We start from the raw sequence: 3,255 nt of genomic DNA, 5'->3' as shown, positions 1-3,255 counted from the left end.
GCCCTGAACGACAAACGCCCCGCGGCCTGGGGCTGCGGGGCGTTTGTCGTGATATGGATGCGGGGACAGGATTTGAACCTGTGACCTTCAGGTTATGAGCCTGACGAGCTACCGGGCTGCTCCACCCCGCGTGGGTGGTGGTGGGGTGACAGGGTGAGGATCCGGCTGGGTGGCCCGGCGGCGACCGACTCTCCCGCAGCTTGAGCTGCAGTACCATGGGCGCTGAGGTGTTTCACGGCCGAGTTCGGGATGGGATCGGGTGTGTCAACCTTGCGATGACCACCGGGCCACCCGGCCGGATCCTGTATGCTGGTGAATGGGTGTGTTTGTGTGTGTGCGCGGCTTGGTGCTGCGTGCGGTGCCCTCTTGCGAGGGCGCTGCATTGGGTTGGGATGGGAGTTCTATCGGGCGATTAGTAACGCTCGGCTGCACGGGTTACCCCGCTTCCACCTGCGTCCTATTGACGTGCTGGTCTGGCACGGCCCTCGAGGGAGACCTCGTTTGGAGGGGGGTTTCCTGCTTAGATGCCTTCAGCAGTTATCCCGTCCGCACTTGGCTACCCAGCTGTGCCACTGGCGTGACAACTGGTGCACCAGAGGTGCGTCCATCCCGGTCCTCTCGTACTAGGGACAGATCCTCGCAAGTCTCCAACACCCATGGCAGATAGGGACCGAACTGTCTCACGACGTTCTAAACCCAGCTCACGTACCGCTTTAATCGGCGAACAGCCGAACCCTTGGGACCTGCTCCAGCCCCGGGATGCGATGAGCCGACATCGAGGTGCCAAACCTCCCCGTCGATGTGGACTCTTGGGGGAGATCAGCCTGTTATCCCTAGAGTACCTTTTATCCGTTGAGCGATGGCCCTTCCACGCGGGACCACCGGATCACTAAGGCCGACTTTCGTCTCTGTTCGCGCTGTCGCGCTCACAGTCAGGCGGGCTTGTGCCTTTGCACTCAACAGCCGATGTCCGACCGGCCTGAGCCCACCATCGCGCGCCTCCGTTACCATTTGGGAGGCGACCGCCCCAGTCAAACTGCCCACCACGCAGGGTCCCGGCCCCGGCTTACGGGGCTCGGTTAGACGCCAGAAAGGCACAGGGTGGTATTTCAAGGTTGGCTCCACCAAGGCTGGCGCCCCGGCTTCAAAGCCTCCCACCTATCCTACACAGTCCCTTCCTGGCGCCACTGCGAAGTTGCAGTAAAGGTTCATAGGGTCTTTCCGTCTGACCACGGGTACCCCGCATCTTCACGGGGAATTCAATTTCGCTGAGTCGATGCTGGAGACAGTGGGGAGGTCGTTACGCCATTCGTGCAGGTCGGAACTTACCCGACAAGGAATTTCGCTACCTTAGGACCGTTATAGTTACGGCCGCCGTTTACCGGGGCTTCGGTTCGGAGCTTGCACTCCTCCCCTTGACCTTCCGGCACCGGGCAGGCGTCAGACCCTATACGTCATCTCTCGATTTCGCAGAGCCCTGTGTTTTTACTAAACAGTCGCCACCCCCTGGTTTGTGTCACCCCACCCTGGTTGCCCAGAGAAGGGTCTCGCTTATCCCGAAGTTACGCGAGCAATTTGCCTAGTTCCTTCAGCATCGTTCTCTCAAGCGCCTTGGTATGCTCTACCAGTCCACCTGTGTCGGTTTCGGGTACGGTCCATATGCCAGAGCTATTTCCCGAGCCGATCCAACTGCCACCCCAATCCGATAAGGGATGACAGAACTTCACGGCTGTCACTTCTGGCGGGCCCAGGAATGTTCACCTGGTTTCCATCGGCTACGGCTGTCGCCCTCGCCTTAGGGGCCGGCTCACCCTGCGCGGATTAGCCTTGCGCAGGAACCCTTGGACTTTCGGCGGGAGAGTTTCTCACTCTCCTTGTCGCTACTCATGTCCGCATTCGCACTTCCGATACCTCCAGCGGCCCTCGCGGGTCCGCCTTCACAGGCCTACGGAACGCTCCGCTACCACGCACTATCGCTAGTGCATCCACAGCTTCGGCAGATGGCTTGAGCCCCGGTACATTTTCGCCGCGGGACAGCTATTAGACCAGTGAGCTATTACGCTTTCTTTAAAGGATGGCTGCTTCTAAGCCAACCTCCTGGTTGTTATGGCCGTCCTACATGCTTTCCCACTTAGCCATCATTTGGGGGCCTTAGCTGGTGGTCTGGGCTGTTTCCCTCTCGACAATGGACCTTAGCACCCACTGTCTGTCTGCCCGCCTGCACTCCTCGGCATTCGGAGTTCGGTAGGGTTTGGTAGGGCTTTGGGCCCCCCTAGCCCTTCCGGTGCTCTACCTCCGAGGGTGATCAACGGACGATCTACCTCAATAGATTTCGCGGAGAACCAGCTATTTCCGAGTTTGATTGGCCTTTCACCCCTAGCCACAGCTCATCCCCGACTTTTTCAACAGGCGTGGGTTCGGCCCTCCAGTGCGTGTTACCGCACCTTCAGCCTGGCCATGGCTAGATCACTCGGTTTCGGGTCTTCTGCCGGCAACTCGGCGCCCTGTTCGGACTCGCTTTCGCTGCGCCTCCACCTCTCGGCTTAAGCTCGCTGCCAACAGAAACTCGCGGACCCATTATACAAAAGGTACGCCGTCACCCTTGCGGGCTCCGACTGCTTGTAGGCGCTCGGTTTCAGGTCTCTTTCACTCCCCTCGTCGGGGTGCTTTTCACCTTTCCCTCACGGTACTTGTGCACTATCGGTCGCCAAGGAGTATTTAGGCTTGGAGGGTGGTCCCCCCATGTTCAGACAGGGTTTCACGTGCCCCGCCCTACTCAAGGACCCCTGAGAGCCATACGCCTACGGGGCTATCACCCGCTCCGGCCCAGCTTTCCAGCTGCTTCAGCTTAACCCTCAGAGGCCACTGGCCTGCTCCGCGTTCGCTCGCCACTACTAGCGGAATCTCACTTGATGTCTTTTCCTCCAGGTACTGAGATGTTTCAGTTCCCCAGGTTCGCCTCCCCTGCCTATGTATTCAGCAAGGGATCTCCTTAACGGAGGGGTTTCCCCATTCGGACATCCGCGGATCAACGATCGCTCGCATCTCCCCGCGGCTTTTCGCAGCGTGCCACGTCCTTCATCGCCTCTTGGCGCCAAGGCATCCACCGAACGCCCTTCTCTCACTCACCATCAACACCAACCCAACACCCGCACGCAGTACCAAACCGCGCCCAAGCGCCAGATCAACGCCAACAGCAAGCCTACTCACTCACACACAACATAACCATTCACCAGATTCACCTGTCAAAGAACA

Annotated in this window: 1 tRNA gene and 2 rRNA genes; all 3 read right to left on the bottom strand. The window is 59.3% G+C overall.

What is annotated here, in order from left to right:
- Positions 1 to 54: 54 nt before the first annotated feature.
- Positions 55 to 131, bottom strand: a tRNA-Met gene (locus LHA35_RS27685).
- Between the two features lie 41 nt (positions 132 to 172).
- Positions 173 to 287 (bottom strand): 5S ribosomal RNA (rrf, locus tag LHA35_RS27680).
- A gap of 104 nt (positions 288 to 391) precedes the next feature.
- Positions 392 to 3,130 (bottom strand): 23S ribosomal RNA (locus LHA35_RS27675).
- Positions 3,131 to 3,255 lie beyond the last annotated feature (125 nt).

It is taken from the genome of Roseicella aerolata (assembly GCF_020523605.1).
Classification (GTDB): Bacteria; Pseudomonadota; Alphaproteobacteria; order Acetobacterales; family Acetobacteraceae; genus Paracraurococcus; species Paracraurococcus aerolatus.
The sequence above is the reverse complement of the archived record's forward strand: the minus strand, read 5'-3'. Positions and strand labels throughout refer to the sequence as shown.